This is a genomic window from Burkholderia sp. AU33545 (genome assembly GCF_020419685.1).
Taxonomy (GTDB): Bacteria; Pseudomonadota; Gammaproteobacteria; order Burkholderiales; family Burkholderiaceae; genus Burkholderia; species Burkholderia diffusa.
Map to the genome: position 1 here is coordinate 964425 of NZ_JAIZRQ010000001.1, position 16630 is coordinate 981054.

Below are 16630 nucleotides of genomic sequence, written 5' to 3' on the forward strand. Positions count from 1 at the left end.
GGCTAAAACTACAGCGTTGGGGCGCTGCTCCTGGGCCTGAAGCAAGGGGCGGCTGCTATGAATGGGCTACTCGTATTCCTTCATGTTGGACACCATCAGACAGATTCCAGGATGTAGGTGCCAGAAGAAGGCAAGGGAGGTCCGGGTGGGGCCGTGCTAGACTGAGCGCCACTGTGTCAATTTACACGGCGAAACGCGCCGACACATTGCCCGGAAAGCCTTATTCCACGGTGGGTTCGAAGAGGTTCAAATCCTCTCGCCCCGACCAGACGAAGAACCCGCGTCAGTTCAGGCTGACGCGGGTTTTTTCTTGCCGGTCGCTTTTTTGCACATCCCGGCGCGGCCACGGTAAAATGCAAGGTTGATCCACGGAAAGCGCCGTGATTTAGCGGAAGAGGATTCCCCGAACATGACTGATCTTCGTCTTACCATGCGGTTTGCTGCAGTGCTCGCCACCGGCGCGCTCGTTGCCGGTTGCGGTACGTCGTCGCCCACGAAAGTGGACTACAAGAGCGATTCGAAATCGAAGGAAGCGTCGCTCGCAGTGCCGCCCAACATGCTCGACGAGACGGCCGATCAGCGTTCGCTGCCGCCACAGGGCGGCGCGACTTCCCTGTCCGCGCTTCAGCAGGTGCAGCACGCGGCGCCCGCGACGGACACCGTCGCGCCCGCCGTGACCGGCATGCATATTCAGCGCGATGGCACCGAGAGCTGGCTCGTGATCGACAGCAAGAAGCCCGCCGACATCTGGCCGCAAGTTCGCCGTTTCTGGCAGGAGCAGGGCTTCCTGCTCGTCGTCGACCAGCGCGACAAGGGCGTGATGGAAACCGACTGGAACGAAACCCATCCGCAGATCAACGACGGCCTGATCCGCAGCGTGATCTCCAAGGCGATGGGCAATTCGTACGTGACCGCCGAGCGCAACAAGTACCGCACGCGCCTCGATTCGGCGCCGAACGGCGGTACCTACGTGTTCATCAGCCAGAAGGGCATGCGTGAGGCGATCACCGGCGCGAACAACGATTCGAGCAAGTGGGAAGCGAAACCGAACGATCCGGCGCTCGAGACCGAATACCTGAAGCGGCTGATGGCGGTGCTCGCACAGAACGATCAGCGCGCGAAGAATGGTGAGCCGCCGATCGCGAACATCAACGACAACACGGTGCCGAAGGACAAGAAGGCGGATACCGACGCATCGAAGGCCGCCGCCGCTGCGATCGCTGCGCAGAACGTCGCGCGTACGTCGTCGCAAGCGAACGACGTCGATTCGGCCGCGGTGCCGTCCGAAGTCACGCTCGGCGAGCCGTACGACCGGTCGTGGCTGCATGTCGGCCTCGCACTCGATCGCGCGAACTTCACGGTTGACGATCGCGATCGCACGAAGGGTCTGTTTTTCGTGCGTTATGTCGATCCGAAGGATCTCAGCTCGGCCGAGCAGGGCTTCTGGAGCCAGCTGTTCCACGGCAAGAAGGAAAAGCAGGCGAAGCAGTATCGCGTCAACGTGAAGGCGCTGACGCCCGACCAGACGCGTGTGGCAGTCGTCGATGACTCGGGCGCGATCGATACGTCGGGTCCGGCCCGGCAGATCATGGGGCTGCTCGTGAATCAGCTGCGCTGATCGCGGTACGCTCCCGCTCTTCGAAAAAGCCCGCCTTCCGGCGGGCTTTTTTTATGGTCGCGCGCGCCTGCCGATTCTGGCATGTGCGGGACGTTCGTGTCCCTCTATCGTGACGTTACGTAACATTCGCGCGTTACGGCGGCAGAACGGGTGTTACATCGTCGTGACCGAGAAAAATATCCTTATGGATCAATGGCATGCTTTCGAAAGTGCACCTGGCACGCAAACTGCTTTATAAGTGGGAATCGTTAGAACAGGGAGGATGGCGTCAGAGACCGGGCGGGTGTCGCGAGCGCCCGGACAACGGTTTCGACGTCTTCAGATGCCAGCGCTGCGAGCGCTGGCGTAACCGATGACGACCCGCGCCGCGCGCGGGTCTCGATGGCCCCGTCGCCTATCCTCGTAGGGCGACGGTTTCGCCCGCGCTTCTTCTGAAGCGCGGGCAATTTTTTTGGTGCGGCCGAAATGCGAGGCATGGCGATCCGGCGGGTGCTGGATTCGCTGATTCGCAATCTTTTCTGAATTGTGGGGGGCGTTGGCGCGTGTTCGTCGAGCGCCGCGACGGCCAGGTCGCTTTGGCCGTGCATGCGCGTTCCGCGCACATTCCGGCTTGTCGCGAAGCAGCCTGGGACTGGATTGACCGGCCCGGGATCCGTGTGCTGTCGAAGCTCGCGTGAGCAGGGTGGTGCGGCCGGACACGTTGCCGGCCGCCGCGACGCGTCAGTGCGACGTGTCGGGTACGTCGAGAATCAGGATGATCGTCCAGTCGGCGTCGCCGTCGTGGTGATACTGGCGTTCGGCGACGATGAACGGTTGCTGCTTGCCTTGCGGGCCGAGGAACAGCACGTCGCCCTCCATTGGCAGGCACTCGATCGGCGGCAGCGCGAGGAAGGCGTCTTCCGAGCCGCGCGGCATCAGTTGCTTGATCTTGCGAGTGGCTGCTTCGGTCCACTCGATGTCGAGTTGAATGTTGCTCATGCTGTCCTCCGCACCGGGGTGCGCACGGGTGGAAAATTTCGGTGCGCGACTTTAGCACAGCGCGCAGGCGCCGCAACCAAAAAAGCCGAACCCGGTTGCCCGGATTCGGCCTTTCGCTTGTGCGGTGCCGCCGAACTTACTGGCTGGCAGCGTCTGCCGGAGCGGCCTTGGCGGCCTTCTTGCCAGCCTTCTTCGCTGCCTTGTGGTGAGCGGCCTTCTTGCCGTGGTGCTCTTCCTGAGCCGCCGGCTGTGCAGCCTCGGCTGCTTGCTGCTGTTGCAGTGCCTGTGCGCGCTGCTCGATCTCGGCGATCTTGGCCGGGTCGGTGATGGTCTGGATTTGCGTGCTCTCTTGCGCATACGCTGCGCCAGTCAGCGCCGACATCGCGACCAGAATAGCCAGGGACGTCTTCTTCATTGCTTTACCTCCGCTAAGTGGTGATGAACCCGAATGTTGCCGTTTTGTCTGGCGACTGCAATCGAGTGCGTGTCGAGTGTAACAAAAGTGACGGATCAATGTGCACCGGATCGCCGTGCAGCGCAAGGCCCCGTTGAAGTCGCGCAACACTTCGTGCACTCCGTCATGCGCATGCCATCCGGGGGGGCGACGCCGTCGTTTTGCACGCGTCGCCATCAAAACCAGCCGAGCCACCGGTAGACGTGGAACTGCGCGATGCCGATCAACTCGTGCAATGCCAGATTCGCGTCTTCCAGGTTGTGCCAGCGGGGCAGCCAGCCCGTTTGCGCGCGCCGGTGGGTGGAATAAATGGGCTGCGGATCGATGCCGAAGCGGCGGAAATCGAGCAATGCGCGGCGCATCTGGTAGGACGACGCGACGAGAATGCGCGAGTCGTCATGTTGTGAGCGTAGTATAGAAGCGGTGAATTTCGCATTTTCATAGGTGGTGCGGCTGTTCGGCTCGAGTACGAGGTCGTTGCGAGCGACGCCTTCCGCGATCAGCCGGCGTCCGTAGACGGCCGCCTCGGTTTCGCCGTGATGTTGCGGGTCGCCGCCCGACATCACCACGGTGCAACGGGTGGCCTGCTCGCGGCACGTGCGGTAGAGCGCCGCGGTCGTGCGGATGCGTGCTTCCCCATCGGGCGGCGGCCGCAAGCCGGTGTCGCTGCGCCGTGTGCCGATGCCGATGATGATCAGTGTGGTTCGGCCGTGCATGTCGGGGTGCTCGACCGGCGTCACGCCCGCCTCGGTCCATGCGATGAGCGGCGCGGTGAGCCAGCCTGTCGCGAGCAGCCAGATCAGCGCGACGCTCGCGATCGCGATGAGTCTTCGCCGCTTGCGGAAGAGCATGAAACCGATGAAGAGAAGTACAAATGAATCGAACAGAATCAATTTGATTGGGGTATGGTGTCTTTTTATGGACGGCTGACGATCCGGCCCTGACGCGATGCCGAACGTCGGCCCCCAGAATCGGTGGCGGTATCGGCGGGTGGAGCTCCCGCCCGGCGCGCCGCTTCGCATTGTCGCTGCACTTTAAGAAAGAATCGAGATGGCCACGTATTCCAACGAAGCGGTGCTCGACGCATTGAGACGAGTGCAGTACCGCCAGGTACCGTGGGCGCGCCGCCCGGGCGTGTTCGAGTATCTCCGGTCACTGGGGCTGATGGACACGGTCAGGCAGAAGACGGTTGCCCCCGCGCCGGGTTTCCATGCACCGGTCGACATCGCGGTGCTGACCGATAGTGGTCGGGCCGAATGCGCGCGACTCGAGCGCGACGAAAAATTACTTTCCTGGACCGATCGCCGTATGGACGACTACGCGTTAAGCGAAGCGAGCGCCGTGGCGATTCTCGAAAGCCGCCTGTAGCGGCGCACTCCTGACCCTCGCGCCGTCGCCGGCGACACTCAAAAAAAAGCCCGTATCGCGAGGATACGGGCGTACCGGATACTTTTGCTGTTGCCACGCTGTGCTCATGGCAACGGATGTGACTTGTCGTATGTCGAGCAGTTCCCGAATTCGGGAATTTTCTTTGACGAAATCCTGTGGACTACGGATGACGCGGCATGTCCGTCGGTTGCGAGCCGATGCGCGCACGTGCGTTGCTGGCGATGTCGCCGCGCAAATCGCCGCGCGGCACGGTCGGTCGATTGAGCGGCGTGGCGGGCGGTTGCTGGCGAAGGGTGTTTCGGTGATCCTGCTGGCGGTGAGGTGGCTTCGCGCGATCGTCGGCGTGAGCGGGGGCGGTCGACGCCAGCGAAATGACAATGCCGCATGCGACGAGCAGTGACATTGGTTTCATGGCGGGGCTCCCTTCAAGCCATCGGCGCGGCTTGTTGATATGTCGCTAAGGTAAGCGAGGGAGTGCAGGCTAGCTGTAAATAATAGTAAATAGATGTATCGCGGCACGACAGCGGTAATCGACGACGCGGGCGCCGCGAAAAGCGCGTGGCGCCGAAAGAAGTCGGGCGGCCGAAGCCGCCCGATCGAGCATGCGTTACGCCATCTTCACGGGGGCGCGCCAGGATTCCGGATTGGTCCAGAAGGCGCCGCGCAATCGGTCGCGGCTCGGCGGTGCAGGCGGCTTCGCCGCGCTTGCCCCGATGCGCCCGCGCAGCGAGATCTGACGGCCGCTCGTGCCGAGGCGCTTGACGATTTCGGCGAGCGTACCGTCTGCCTGCCATTCGTCGAAGCGACGGCGGCAGGTCGGCGGCGACGGATAGCGACCCGGCAGCTTCGACCAGCCTTCACCCGTCGACAGTACCCACAGCACGGCGTTTACCACCGAACGGGCCTCCACGCGGGGGCGGCCGCGCCGTTCACTGCGTGCGGGTTCCGAGCAAAACAGACCTTCGACCAGCGCCCACTCGTTATCTCTCAAATCGTCGAACAGCATCATGTCCTCACCTCAGCGAAGCTAACTCCGGTGCGCTGCCCTGCGCCGCGCACTCTTCAAGCACTCGAGCGTCGAGTGCCGGGTGGGGGCGTCCGGTTGACCGGCAGCGGCGTTTCTGCCTTCCGTCCGACTAAACCTGCGCCCTGTGCGTCAGGTAAAGCACGATGTGTGCCATGTCGGAGGCGATTCCCTCGAGAGCCGCTTGGCAGCGGGCTAACGGCTAAGTCAGCTAGGGGCGTATAAGACGCCAAAATAACCCGCCAGCAAATCAGGACAATCACCAATCTTGTGCAACTCGCCCGTGCCACGTGCGTTTCCGTGGATATTGCACCGCAGCGAAACATGTGTGGCCGGTGCCGGATTCGCACATCGGAGCCGATTTCGCGCATTAAAATTGTGCATCGGTATCGACGATTGATGAGGTGAGGAGATGAACGTTACGCTGCGCCAGCTTCGCGTATTCATCGAGGTTGCGCGGCTGCGGAGCTTCAGTCGCGCGGGTGACGAGATCGGACTCACGCAGTCTGCGGTCAGTCGTTGCGTGCGCGAACTCGAGGCCGAGCTCGGGCTGAAGCTGATCGACCGGACGACCCGCGACGTGCAGTTGACCGACGTCGGGGTGAACCTGATCGCGAGCGTGTCGCGCCTGATCGACGATCTGGACGACACGCTGCGCGAGATTCGCGAGATCGGCGAGCAGCGGCGGGGGCGCGTGATCGTCGCCGCGAGTCCGACGATTGCGTGCCGGCTGATGCCGCGCGTCGTCGCGGCCTGCGAGCGCCAGTTTCCGTTCGTCACGCTCGGCCTGCGCGACGACGTGCAGAGCGACGTGCTGCGAAAGGTGAAGTCGAGCGAGGTCGATTTCGGCGTCGTCATCGGGCCGCTCGCCGTTGCGGACCTCGTCTGCGAACCGTTGATGACCGACTCGTTCTGCCTGGTCGCGCGCGCCGATCATCCGCTCGCGGCGCGGGCCGAGGTGCCCTGGACGGCGCTCGACGGCGAGCGCCTCGTCCTGCTTGACCATGCGTCCGGAAGCCGGCCGTTGATCGACGCCGCGCTGGCTGCCCATCGGGTGAACGCGACGGTCATGCAGGAACTCGGGCATTCGGCGACGGTATTCGCGCTCGTCGAGGCTGGTGTCGGCGTGAGCGTGCAGCCGTGGCTGTCGCTGCCGCTGCCGGCGGGATCGTCGCTGGTTGCGCGGCCGCTGACGCCGCGTACCGAGCGCACCGTCGAGCTGGTGCGCCGCCGCGACCGGTCGCTGTCGCCGGCCGCGCAGGCGATTTGGGAACTCGCGCGCCAGATGCCGGCGCGGGCGGAAGACCTCGACTGAGGGTGCTGAACCGGCGCGCACACCGGTACACTGCGTGGATCGTGTTCCTCGGTGGCGGTTCTCGATGACGCATTCCGCAGATGTCGACCCGGCGACGGGCGAGCCGACGGCACGCAGCGCGGTCCAGGCGCTGCGTCCGTCGCTGATCAGGGAAGTCGCGAACGCCGGCTTCGGCGTGCCCGACGTGCTGCCGTTCTGGTTCGGCGAATCCGATCGCGTGACGCCGGCATTCATTCGCGACGCGGCTGCCGCGGCACTGCGCGACGGCGCAACCTTCTACACGCACAATCTCGGCACGGTACCGTTGCGCAACGCGATTGCGGCCTATGTGAGGGCGCGTCACGGCGCGACCGAGGCCGATGCGATCGCCGTGACGAGTTCGGGCGTGAGCGCGCTGATGCTGGCCGCGCAGCTGCTGGTCGGCCCGGGCGATCGCGTCGTCGCGGTCACGCCGCTCTGGCCGAACCTCGTTGAAATCCCGAAGATACTCGGTGCACAAGTCGAGTGCATACCGCTCCGCCATGGTGATGCGGGCTGGGGGCTCGACATCGACCGGCTGCTCGCGGCGCTGACGCCCGGCACACGAATGCTGTTCGTGAACTCGCCGAACAATCCGACCGGCTGGGCGATGTCCCGCGACGACCAGCGGGCCGTGCTTGCGCATTGCCGGCGTCACGGCATCTGGGTCGTCTCCGACGAAGTGTGCGAACGGCTCGCGTTCGGCGCAGACGGCGCGCCGTCGTTTCTCGACATCGCGTCGCGCGACGAGCGGGTCATCGTCGTGAATTCGTTCTCCAAGGCCTGGGCGATGACGGGCTGGCGGCTCGGATGGCTGGTCGCGCCGGCGTCGATCATGGGCGATCTGTCGAAGCTGGTCGAATACAACACGTCGTGCGCGCCGGGTTTCATCCAGGCCGCGGGGGAAGTCGCGCTGCGCGACGGCGAGCCGTTCGTGCAGTCGTTCGTTGCGGCGCTGCGTGGCGCACGTGACCACTTGGTTGCCGCGCTGCGCGCGTTGCCGGGCGTCGATGTGCCGCCTCCGCCGGGCGCGATGTACCTGTTCCTGCGTTTGCCGGGCGCGGACGACAGTCTCGCGTTTTGCAAGTCGCTGGTGCGCGAGGTCGGGCTTGGGCTGGCGCCGGGGCGCGCGTTCGGTCCGGAGGGGGAAGGGTTCGTGCGCTGGTGCTACGCGTGCGATCCGGTGCGGCTCGACGCGGGCGTCGAGCGCCTGCGGGCGTTCGTCACGCGCGGCGCGGGCCTGCGTTGAAGTGGGGCGGAGCTGCGGCGGCGGGCCGTTCGGCTCATCTTTACGCACCGGGCAATTTTGCGTAAGATGGCGCTCAGTCACGCGGTTCCGTCGTTGAGCCGTGCTGTTCCGTCCGGTTTGGGCCTGGCTTGAAGTTGGTTCGCCGCCCCCGGTTCGTGCTCCCATCAATATGACCGATCAGAATCGGGCGAGCGCGTCTTCCGTTCCTTTCGTCTGTTTGTTGATCCGGTTCGTTTGACCACAGGGTCTGGCCTAGCTGCATGAATACCCAAGAGGCGAAGATCGTCCTCGAGACTGCCTTGATCTGCGCGCAAGAACCGCTGAAACTCGGCGATTTGCGCAAGCTCTTTGCCGACGTCGTGTCGGCTGACACGGTCCGCGCGTTGCTCGAAGATCTGAAACAGGATTGGTCCGGCCGCGGTGTCGAATTGGTGGCGCTGGCAACCGGATGGCGCTTTCAGAGCAAGCCGGCGATGCGCCAGTATCTGGACCGGCTGCATCCCGAGAAGCCGCCGAAATATTCGCGCGCGGTGCTCGAAACGCTCGCGATCATCGCGTATCGGCAACCCGTCACGCGCGGCGACATCGAAGAGATTCGCGGCGTCACGGTCAATACGCAGGTGGTCAAGCAGCTCGAGGATCGCGGCTGGATCGAGGTGATCGGGCATCGCGACGTGCCGGGACGTCCGGCGCTATACGCGACGACCAAGCAGTTCCTCGACGATCTCGGACTGAAGGCGCTCGACGACCTGCCGGCGCTCGAGGAGCCGGCCGCGAACATCGAGGCCGCGTTGCTCGCGCAGCAGGCGATGGACTTCGACGGCGATGCGCCGGTAGCGGACGGGGTGCCGGAAGCCGGCGAAGCGGCGGCCGACGTGTCGCACATGCGGCCGGATGAATTGCCGGACGACGCCGCGGCAGAAGGTACGTCGACGCAGGAAATGCCGAACCGCGATACGCTGGGAACTGATCGCGTTCAGATGGAACAGGGCGGCGCCGACGCAGCGCCGGCCGGCGGGCAGCCCGAGCCGCTGCGCGCGGAAGGGAACGAGGAAGATCGCAAGGCGACCGCCGACGCGGTTGCCGGAGACGGAGCGGAAGCGGCCGGCGACATGCCGGGCGAGGCTGGCCAGGCCGATGCCTCACGCGCCCGTCCCGCTGAGGGCGAGCTGCTGGACGATACGTCCGACAGCCTCGCCGACGCCGTACGCAGTGCGAGCGCGCCCATCGGCGCCGACGCACTGCCGGACGACGAAGCAGAACCCGAACAGCGCCGCGCCTGATTGCGGCCGACTTCTTGCCGCGCCCGAGCCGGGCGCGAGACCTGACATTTTGAGGTTGTTTTGACTGATATCCACGATATTGAATCGTCCGCGCCTGCCGTGCAGGCCGCGCGTGCCGACGATGGGCCGGAGCAGGATGCTCCGGCCACGGGTGGTGACGAACGTCCCCGCCGCGGGCTGCGGCGCGGCCCGCGCAGCCTGATCGCGCGCCGCCGCGCGGCGGCCAAGTCGAAGGGCGATGGCGAGTCGCAGGGCGGCGAGGGCGCGGACGCGCAACCGGCCGCGGCCGCGGAAGCTCAGCCCGCACGCGCGCCGCGCAAGGAAGGCGCGGCCAAGGGCGGCCGCAAGCCGGCCGGTAAGCGTGAAGGTGCGGCCAAGGGTGCCCAGGGCGGGCAAGGCGGCCAGGGGCGGCGCGGCGGTTCGGCGAAGGCCGAGGGTGGCGCTGCGAAGGCCGAGGGCGGCGCAGCGAAGGCCGACGGCGACGCAGCGTCGCAGGACGACCTGTTCGCCTATGTGACGTCGCCGGCGTTCGATGCCGACAATTCGGCGGGCGGCAGCGGCGTACGTGCGCCGATGCTGCGTCGCGGCCGCAACCAGCCGACGAACAAGCGCGTGCTGTCGCCGGACGACGATGCGCCGAAGCTCCACAAGGTGCTCGCAGAAGCCGGCATGGGCTCGCGCCGCGAAATGGAAGAGCTGATCGTCGCCGGCCGCGTGTCGGTGAACGGTGAGCCCGCGCACATCGGCCAGCGCATCATGCCGACCGACCAGGTCCGTATCAACGGCAAGCCGGTCAAGCGCAAGCTGCCGAACAAGCCGCCGCGCGTGCTGCTGTACCACAAGCCGACGGGCGAGATCGTCAGCCACGCGGACCCGGAAGGTCGTCCGTCGGTGTTCGATCGCCTGCCCCCGATGAAGACGGCGAAATGGCTCGCGGTGGGTCGTCTCGACTTCAACACCGAAGGTCTGCTGATGCTGACGACGTCGGGCGATCTCGCAAACCGTTTCATGCATCCGCGCTACAGCGTCGAGCGCGAGTATGCGGTGCGCGTCGTCGGCGAGCTGTCCGAAGGGATGCGGCAGAAGCTGCTGCACGGCGTCGAACTCGATGACGGCCCGGCGAACTTCCTGCGCATCCGCGACGGCGGCGGCGAAGGCACGAACCATTGGTATCACGTCGCGCTGGCAGAAGGCCGCAACCGCGAAGTGCGCCGGATGTTCGAGGCGGCCGGCCTGATGGTGAGTCGCCTGATCCGTACCCGTCACGGTCCGATTCCGCTTCCGCGCGGCCTGAAGCGCGGTCGTTGGGAAGAGCTCGACGAAGCGCAGGTGCGCAAGCTGATGGCGACCGTCGGCCTGAAGGCGCCGTCCGAGGAAAAGGGCAAGCGTGGTGGTGGCGGGCAGGCCGAGCGCCGCCAGCCGGATCCGATGCAGACATCGATGGGCTTCATCAGCCGCGAGCCGGTGCTGACCACGCATGGTCAGCTCGATCAGCCGCGTCGCGGTGGCGGTCGACGTGGCGCCCCGGGCTTGCCCGGCCTGAGCGGCTACGGCAGCCTGCCGGTTTCGCCGTCGGGCTATGGCAATCGCTCGGGTGGCGGTCGCGATGTCGATGGCAATCGCGCGTCGTATGGCGCCGGCCCCAAGCGTGAAGGCGCGGCCGGCAAGCGCAGCGGCGGCAAGGGCGGCAATCGCAATCCCAACGGCAATCGCGCCGAAGGCGCCGGCAACGGCGGTGGTGGCGCGCGCGGCGGCCAGCGTCCGCAGCGCAGTCGCTCGCGCAGTCGCTGAGCGTTTCCGGTCGGTCGGCGGCGTGAAGCCGCCGGTGTGCCGGCAATATCGGTGCGAGTCCGGTCGGGGCGGCACTTCGCCTTGCGTGGTTTGCTTTTGACTGTATATATATCGCGCTGCCGGATTTGTGCCGCCTGGTCGGACAGTCCGGTTTCGCATTTTTGGTCGGTAAAGGCGGTCTGGACGCTGCTTTTACCGGCTGGCTTGGCGTTTGCGCCAAAAATCGCTATAATCGCGGAGTCGCTGGGCGTACGGATTCAATGTGCGGCTCAGGTGCGACCACCAGTAAGAAGATGGGCGTTCCGCCCATTTTTTTTTGCTGAAACGGTTAGGCATCTCGGGTAGCGCTTCCTGCGCCGGCTAAGGCGCGCGCCCGCGGGTGAATCGCGAGCGGCGGGCGCGAACACCTGAGAGGACACTGTGCAACTGACGGAACTGATAGAAACCACGGTCACCGGGCTCGGCTACGAGCTGGTGGATCTCGAGCGCACCGGGCGCGGCATGCTTTGCATCTATATCGATCAGCCTGCCGGCATCTCGCTCGAAGATTGCGAAAAGGTCACACGTCAGCTCCAGCACGTCTTGACGGTCGAAAACATCGATTACGAACGGCTCGAAGTCTCGTCCCCGGGGCTCGACCGCCCGTTGAAGAAGCTGGCCGACTTCGAGCGCTTCGCTGGCAGCGAAGTTTCCGTGACCTTGAAAAAGCCGCTGGACGGGCGCAAGACGTACCGGGGCATTCTGCACGCGCCGAATGGCGAAACGATCGGTTTGGAATTTGAGAGGAAGAAGGGCGAGGCAGCCATGCTGGATTTCACGCTGGCCGATATCGACAAAGCCCGCCTGATTCCGCAAGTTGACTTTAGGAGCCGCAAATAATGAGTCGCGAAGTTTTGATGCTGGTGGATGCGCTGGCGCGCGAGAAAAACGTCGACAAGGATGTGGTGCTGGGCGCCCTCGAGGCTGCGCTCGCGTCCGCGTCCAAGAAGCTGTTCGACGAAGGCGCCGAAATCCGCGTCCATATCGATCGCGAAAGCGGCGAGCACGAAACCTTCCGTCGCTGGCTCGTCGTGCCCGACGAGGCAGGCTTGCAGGAGCCGGATCGCGAGATCCTGCTGTTCGAAGCGCGTGAGCAGAAGCCCGACGTCGAAGTCGGCGAATTCATCGAGGAGCCGGTGCCGTCGATCGAGTTCGGCCGTATCGGCGCGCAGGCCGCCAAGCAGGTGATCCTGCAGAAGGTGCGCGACGCCGAGCGCGAGCAGATCCTGAACGACTACCTCGAGCGCGGCGAAAAGATCATGACGGGCACGGTGAAGCGCCTCGACAAGGGCAACTTCATCGTCGAATCGGGCCGTGTCGAAGCGCTGCTGCGCCGCGACCAGCTGATCCCGAAGGAAAACCTGCGCGTGGGTGACCGCGTGCGTGCATACATCGCGAAGGTCGACCGCACCGCGCGCGGCCCGCAGATCGAACTCTCGCGCACGGCGCCCGAGTTCCTGATGAAGCTGTTCGAGATGGAAGTGCCGGAAATCGAGCAGGGCCTGCTCGAGATCAAGGCAGCCGCTCGCGATCCGGGCGTGCGCGCGAAGATCGGCGTGATCGCCTACGACAAGCGGATCGATCCGATCGGCACCTGCGTCGGCATCCGCGGTTCGCGCGTGCAGGCCGTGCGCAACGAGCTCGGTGGCGAAAACATCGACATCGTGCTATGGTCCGAGGATCCCGCCCAGTTCGTGATCGGCGCGCTCGCGCCGGCAGCCGTCCAGTCGATCGTCGTCGATGAAGAAAAGCACTCGATGGACGTCGTCGTCGACGAGAACGAGCTGGCTGTCGCGATCGGCCGCAGCGGTCAGAACGTTCGCCTTGCCGGCGAGCTGACCGGCTGGCAGATCAATATCATGACGCCGGACGAATCCGCCCTGAAGCAGGGTGAAGAGCGCGATCGACTGCGTTCGCTGTTCATGGCGCGTCTCGACGTTGACGAAGAAGTTGCCGACATCCTGATCGACGAAGGCTTCACGAGCCTCGAAGAGATCGCTTACGTGCCGCTCAACGAAATGCTCGAAATCGAGGCGTTCGACGAGGACACCGTGCACGAGTTGCGCAACCGCGCGCGCGACGCACTGTTGACGATGGCGATCGCGAACGAAGAAAAGGTCGAAAACGCAGCGCTGGATTTGAAGGGCCTCGACGGCGTGACGCCGGAGTTGCTCGCGAAGCTGGCCGAACACGGCATGCAGACGCGGGACGATCTCGCCGAGCTGGCTGTGGATGAACTGGTCGACATGACCGGGATGGAAGAGGATGCCGCTAAGGCGTTGATCATGAAAGCACGTGAACACTGGTTCCAGTGAGAAATGACCATGGCGCACTGATTTGATGGCGGCCGTATGGCCTGACCCGATGCTAACCGCAAGGAATCGGTCCTTGCACTAAGAGGAATGAATGGCGAGTAACAACGTAGCCCAATTTGCCGCGGAACTGAAAATGCCTGCTGGTGTGCTGCTCGAACAGCTGCAGGCAGCGGGCGTCCAGAAAGCGAGTGAAGACGATGCGCTGTCCGAGGCGGACAAGGCGCGTCTGCTCGATCATTTGCGCAAGTCGCACGGCGCAACCGACGGCGACAAGCGCAAGATCACGCTGACCCGCAAGCATACGTCGGAGATCAAGCAGTCTGACGCGACGGGCAAGGCTCGCACCATTCAGGTCGAGGTCCGCAAGAAGCGTACGTTCGTCAAGCGCGACGACGTGGCCGAGGGTGCGGAGCAGGGTCAGGCGCAGGTCGCCGAAGCGGATGACGATGCGGATCTGAAGCGTCGCGAGGAAGAAGCGCGCCGCGAGGCCGAGCTGCTCGAAAAGCAGGCGCAGGAACTGCGCGAGCGCCAGGAACGCCTCGAGCGCGAGGAAGCCGAGCGCCGTGCCCGCGAGGAAGCGGCCGAAGCAGAGCGCCGCCGTGCCGAGGAAGAAGCAGCGGCGAAGCGCGCCGCGGCCGAAGCCGTAGCGGCACAGCAGGCTGCGGCCCAGCAGGCCGCTGAAGCCAAGCAGGAAGCAACCGGTGCGCAGTCCGCGCAGGACGAAGCACGCGCGGCCGCCGAACGTGCGGCCCAGCGTGAAGCGGCGAAGAAGGCCGAGGACGCTGCCCGCGAGGCGGCCGACAAGGCGCGGGCCGAGCAGGAAGAGATTCGCAAGCGTCGCGAGGCGGCCGAGGCCGAAGCGCGCGCGATCCGCGAAATGATGAACACGCCGCGCAAGGCCGTGGTCAAGGCAGTCGAGCCGCCGAAGCCGGTGGAACCGCCGAAGCCGGCCGAAGCGAAGGGCACGCTGCACAAGCCGGCCAAGCCGGCAGGCGCAGGCGCGCAGGCACGTCCGGCCGTGAAGAAGCCGGCCGGCGCAGCGCCGGCGACGACGCAGGCACCGGCAGGCGCGGGCGACCGCAACAAGAAGCCGGGCGGCGGCAAGGGCGGCTGGCAGGACGACGCGGCCAAGCGCCGCGGCATCAAGACGCGCGGCGATTCGAGCGGTGGCGTCGACCGCGGTTGGCGCGGCGGCCCGAAGGGTCGCGGCCGTCACCAGGACAGCGCATCGACGTTCCAGGCACCGACCGAGCCGATCGTGCGTGAAGTGCACGTGCCGGAAACCATCTCGGTTGCCGATCTTGCACACAAGATGTCGATCAAGGCCTCCGAAGTCATCAAGGTGATGATGAAGATGGGCCAGATGGTCACGATCAACCAGGTGCTGGACCAGGAAACGGCGATGATCGTCGTCGAGGAACTGGGTCACCGCGCGGTCGCCGCGAAGCTGGACGATCCGGAAGCACTGCTGGTCGAAGGCGAGACCGGTACCGATGCGGAGCAACTGCCGCGTCCGCCGGTCGTCACCGTGATGGGTCACGTCGACCACGGCAAGACCTCGCTGCTCGACCACATCCGCCGCGCGAAGGTTGCAGCGGGCGAAGCGGGCGGCATTACGCAGCACATCGGCGCATATCACGTCGAAACGCCGCGCGGTGTCATCACGTTCCTCGATACGCCGGGTCACGAGGCGTTCACGGCAATGCGTGCACGCGGCGCGAAGGCGACCGACATCGTCGTGCTGGTGGTGGCTGCCGACGACGGCGTGATGCCGCAGACGAAGGAAGCCATCGCTCACGCGAAGGCGGGTGGCGTGCCGATCGTCGTGGCGATCAACAAGATCGACAAGCCGGAAGCGAACCCGGACCGCGTCAAGCAGGAACTGGTCGCGGAGGGCGTCGTGCCGGAAGAATACGGTGGCGATTCGCCGTTCGTGCCGGTGTCGGCGAAGACGGGTGCCGGTATCGACGACCTGCTCGAGAACGTGCTGCTGCAGGCCGAAGTGCTGGAACTGAAGGCACCGATCGAGGCGCCGGCCAAGGGCATCGTGATCGAAGCGAAGCTGGACAAGGGCAAGGGCCCGGTCGCGACGATCCTGGTGCAGTCCGGTACGCTGAACCGTGGCGACATCGTGCTGGCAGGCACGGCTTATGGCCGCGTGCGTGCGATGCTCGACGAGAACGGCAAGCCGACGAAGGAAGCCGGCCCGTCGATCCCGGTCGAAATCCAGGGTCTGTCGGAAGTGCCGGGTGCGGGCGAGGAAGTGATCGTGCTGCCGGACGAGCGCAAGGCGCGCGAAATCGCGCTGTTCCGCCAGGGCAAGTTCCGCGACGTCAAGCTGGCGAAGCAGCAGGCCGCGAAGCTGGAAAGCATGCTCGAGCAGATGGGCGAAGGCGAAGTGCAGAACCTGCCGCTCATCATCAAGGCGGACGTGCAGGGCTCGCAGGAAGCACTCGTGCAGTCGCTGCTCAAGCTGTCGACCGACGAAGTGCGCGTGCAGATCGTGCACAGCGCGGTGGGCGGCATCAGCGAAAACGACGTCAACCTCGCGACGGCATCGAAGGCGGTCATCATCGGCTTCAACACGCGTGCGGATGCACAGGCGCGCAAGCTGGCCGAAGCGAACGGTATCGACATTCGCTACTACAACATCATCTACGACGCAGTGGATGAGGTGAAGGCCGCGATGTCGGGCATGCTGGCGCCGGAGAAGCGCGAAGTCGTGACGGGCATGGTCGAGGTGCGCCAGGTGTTCAAGGTGCCGAAGGTCGGTACGGTTGCCGGCTGTATGGTCACCGACGGTATCGTCAAGCGTTCGTCGTCGGTTCGCGTGCTGCGCAACAACGTCGTGATCTTCACGGGCGAACTCGAATCGCTGAAGCGCTTCAAGGACGACGTGAAGGAAGTCAAGCAAGGCTTCGAGTGCGGTATGTCGGTGAAGAACTTCAACGACGTCATCGAAGGCGACCAGTTCGAAGTCTTCGAAGTGACTGAAGTCGCACGTACGCTGTAATCATCGCGTATCGGCTCGTGGGCGGGGCAGGCTTGAGCCTGTCCCGCCCATTTTCATGGTGGCGTGTCAATAGCGCGCCGCTTTATCCTGATAAACGGATCACGGATCGATCATGTCCAGGAAACGTACTTCCCCCAATCGCAA

13 protein-coding genes and 1 pseudogene are annotated in these 16630 nt (G+C 65.0%); 9 read left to right on the forward strand and 5 right to left on the reverse strand.

Annotation, left to right across the window (positions count from 1 at the left end):
• Positions 1-409: 409 nt before the first annotated feature.
• Positions 410-1618 carry an outer membrane protein assembly factor BamC gene (bamC, locus tag LGM71_RS04435; protein WP_124625656.1) on the forward strand — a complete coding sequence of 403 codons (1209 nt, stop codon included), beginning with the start codon at positions 410-412 and terminating at the stop codon, positions 1616-1618.
• 720 nt (positions 1619-2338) lie between these two features.
• On the opposite strand, the gene LGM71_RS04440 is transcribed toward bamC, so the two are convergent.
• The 3 genes from LGM71_RS04440 to LGM71_RS04450 form a co-directional block, all read right to left on the reverse strand.
• Positions 2339-2596: a hypothetical protein gene (locus tag LGM71_RS04440; protein WP_059608571.1), complete on the reverse strand. Its 258-nt coding sequence runs from the start codon at positions 2594-2596 to the stop codon at positions 2339-2341.
• 136 nt (positions 2597-2732) lie between these two features.
• The gene (locus LGM71_RS04445; protein WP_059608570.1) at positions 2733-3011 is read right to left on the reverse strand and encodes a hypothetical protein; all 279 of its coding nucleotides are present in this window, start codon (positions 3009-3011) and stop codon (positions 2733-2735) included.
• 215 nt (positions 3012-3226) lie between these two features.
• Positions 3227-3943 (reverse strand): YdcF family protein, encoded by a 717-nt coding sequence (locus tag LGM71_RS04450; protein ID WP_226114246.1) that lies wholly within the window; start codon positions 3941-3943, stop codon positions 3227-3229.
• Positions 3944-4100: 157 nt separating this feature from the next.
• Here LGM71_RS04450 and LGM71_RS04455 point away from each other — a divergent pair, with 157 nt between their 5' ends.
• Complete coding sequence (locus LGM71_RS04455; protein ID WP_059510817.1) at positions 4101-4418, forward strand: hypothetical protein; 318 nt, start codon at positions 4101-4103, stop codon at positions 4416-4418.
• A 181-nt stretch (positions 4419-4599) separates the two neighbouring features.
• Here the strand turns inward: LGM71_RS04455 and LGM71_RS04460 are convergent, their stop codons facing one another.
• Positions 4600-4851: a hypothetical protein gene (locus LGM71_RS04460; protein WP_124625657.1), complete on the reverse strand. Its 252-nt coding sequence runs from the start codon at positions 4849-4851 to the stop codon at positions 4600-4602.
• Between the two features lie 198 nt (positions 4852-5049).
• Positions 5050-5445, reverse strand: a pseudogene (locus LGM71_RS04465) (transposase); the annotation flags it as partial.
• Positions 5446-5875: 430 nt separating this feature from the next.
• Between LGM71_RS04465 and LGM71_RS04470 the strand changes: the two are divergent.
• From LGM71_RS04470 to infB, 7 genes are all read left to right on the forward strand, one after another.
• Entirely contained in the window at positions 5876-6778 is a 903-nt protein-coding gene (locus LGM71_RS04470; RefSeq protein WP_059608567.1) for a LysR family transcriptional regulator, read from the forward strand.
• Positions 6779-6842: 64 nt separating this feature from the next.
• Complete coding sequence (locus LGM71_RS04475; RefSeq protein ID WP_226114100.1) at positions 6843-8045, forward strand: pyridoxal phosphate-dependent aminotransferase; 1203 nt, start codon at positions 6843-6845, stop codon at positions 8043-8045.
• Between the two features lie 260 nt (positions 8046-8305).
• A complete protein-coding gene (scpB, locus tag LGM71_RS04480) occupies positions 8306-9328 on the forward strand; it encodes an SMC-Scp complex subunit ScpB (protein ID WP_226114101.1) in 1023 nt (340 codons plus the stop codon).
• A 60-nt stretch (positions 9329-9388) separates the two neighbouring features.
• Positions 9389-11119, forward strand: coding sequence for a 23S rRNA pseudouridine(2605) synthase RluB (gene rluB, locus LGM71_RS04485; protein ID WP_226114102.1), 1731 nt, complete (start codon positions 9389-9391; stop codon positions 11117-11119).
• 420 nt (positions 11120-11539) lie between these two features.
• The gene (gene rimP / locus LGM71_RS04490) at positions 11540-11998 is read left to right on the forward strand and encodes a ribosome maturation factor RimP (RefSeq protein WP_014897219.1); all 459 of its coding nucleotides are present in this window, start codon (positions 11540-11542) and stop codon (positions 11996-11998) included.
• The gene (gene nusA / locus LGM71_RS04495) at positions 11998-13473 is read left to right on the forward strand and encodes a transcription termination factor NusA (RefSeq protein ID WP_124625665.1); all 1476 of its coding nucleotides are present in this window, start codon (positions 11998-12000) and stop codon (positions 13471-13473) included. Before rimP ends, nusA begins: the two co-directional genes overlap by 1 nt.
• 91 nt (positions 13474-13564) lie before the next feature.
• Positions 13565-16486, forward strand: coding sequence for a translation initiation factor IF-2 (infB, locus tag LGM71_RS04500; protein WP_226114103.1), 2922 nt, complete (start codon positions 13565-13567; stop codon positions 16484-16486).
• Positions 16487-16630 lie beyond the last annotated feature (144 nt).

Bases quoted from the DNA above. Each gene is read 5' to 3' on its own strand.
- bamC (WP_124625656.1), top strand. From the start codon at position 410: ATGACTGATCTTCGTCTTACCATGCGGTTTGCTGCAGTGCTCGCCACC.
- LGM71_RS04440 (WP_059608571.1), bottom strand. From the start codon at position 2,596: ATGAGCAACATTCAACTCGACATCGAGTGGACCGAAGCAGCCACTCGC.
- LGM71_RS04445 (WP_059608570.1), bottom strand. From the start codon at position 3,011: ATGAAGAAGACGTCCCTGGCTATTCTGGTCGCGATGTCGGCGCTGACT.
- LGM71_RS04455 (WP_059510817.1), top strand. From the start codon at position 4,101: ATGGCCACGTATTCCAACGAAGCGGTGCTCGACGCATTGAGACGAGTG.
- LGM71_RS04460 (WP_124625657.1), bottom strand. From the start codon at position 4,851: ATGAAACCAATGTCACTGCTCGTCGCATGCGGCATTGTCATTTCGCTG.
- LGM71_RS04470 (WP_059608567.1), top strand. From the start codon at position 5,876: ATGAACGTTACGCTGCGCCAGCTTCGCGTATTCATCGAGGTTGCGCGG.
- LGM71_RS04475 (WP_226114100.1), top strand. From the start codon at position 6,843: ATGACGCATTCCGCAGATGTCGACCCGGCGACGGGCGAGCCGACGGCA.
- scpB (WP_226114101.1), top strand. From the start codon at position 8,306: ATGAATACCCAAGAGGCGAAGATCGTCCTCGAGACTGCCTTGATCTGC.
- nusA (WP_124625665.1), top strand. From the start codon at position 11,998: ATGAGTCGCGAAGTTTTGATGCTGGTGGATGCGCTGGCGCGCGAGAAA.
- infB (WP_226114103.1), top strand. From the start codon at position 13,565: ATGGCGAGTAACAACGTAGCCCAATTTGCCGCGGAACTGAAAATGCCT.